This window comes from Pantoea sp. CS_6, from assembly GCF_041954745.1.
Classification (GTDB): Bacteria; Pseudomonadota; Gammaproteobacteria; order Enterobacterales; family Enterobacteriaceae; genus Pantoea; species Pantoea stewartii.
Genome location: NZ_JAVAYG010000031.1, coordinates 1 through 841, shown reverse-complemented (window position 1 = coordinate 841; position 841 = coordinate 1). Strand labels below are relative to the sequence as shown.

Annotated in this window: 1 protein-coding gene; it reads right to left on the bottom strand. The window is 55.9% G+C overall.

Features of this window, described 5'->3' with window-relative positions; genetic code table 11:
- Positions 1-841, bottom strand: an 841-nt coding sequence (locus RAC90_RS20885; RefSeq protein WP_375124753.1) for an efflux RND transporter permease subunit, incomplete at both ends; no start/stop codon positions are given.

The following is an 841-nucleotide window of genomic DNA, read 5'->3' as shown; positions in this document are numbered from 1 at the left end:
GGAGAACGTGTAGCCAGCTGGCAAGGTCGCGGCGAGTGTTTCCATCGCGGTAATGGCATCCCCGGAACTTTTCCCCTCGGCGGCCGATCCCTGAATTTCATAGGCGGCCAGGCCGTTGTAACGTGAAAGCACATCCGGACCATAGGACCACTTCGACGAGGCAAAGGACGAGAAGGGCACCATGGTGGTGTTACTGCTGCTGTCGGTACCGCGTACATACCATTGATCGATATCCTCTGGCTTGCTGCGGAACGGTTGATCGCCCTGAATGTAGACTTTCTTCACGCGGCCGCGGTCGGTGAAGTCATTCACATAACTGCCGCCAATGGCTGCACTGAGCGTATTATTGATGTCACTGATGGTCAGGCCCAGTGACTGTGCTTTCGCATCATCGATACTGACATCCAGTTGAGGGAGATCTGGCAGGGAGTTGGCACGGACGGCACTGAGTTCCGGATCCTGATTTGCTTTTGCAATCAGCTGATCGCGCATTTTCAGCAGTTGATCGCGTGCGGTAGCACCGCGCGCTTGCAGTTCAAACGTAAAGCCGTTGGACTGACCCAGCCCGGAGACGGCGGGCGGCGACAGCACAAAGATCTGGGCATCACGAATCTGCGACAGTGCCGCCATGGCGCGGCCTGCAATCGCATCAGCACTGTTTTCACTGCCTTTACGCTCACTCCAGTTCTTCAGCGAAATAAACCCCACCCCTGCATTCTGTCCGTTACCGGCAAAACTGAAGCCATCCACCAGCATGCTCACGTTGACATTGGCTTTCTCCTGAGTCGCAAAGTACTGCTGTACCTGACGACGGACTTCACGGGTACGATTTTCTGTCGCG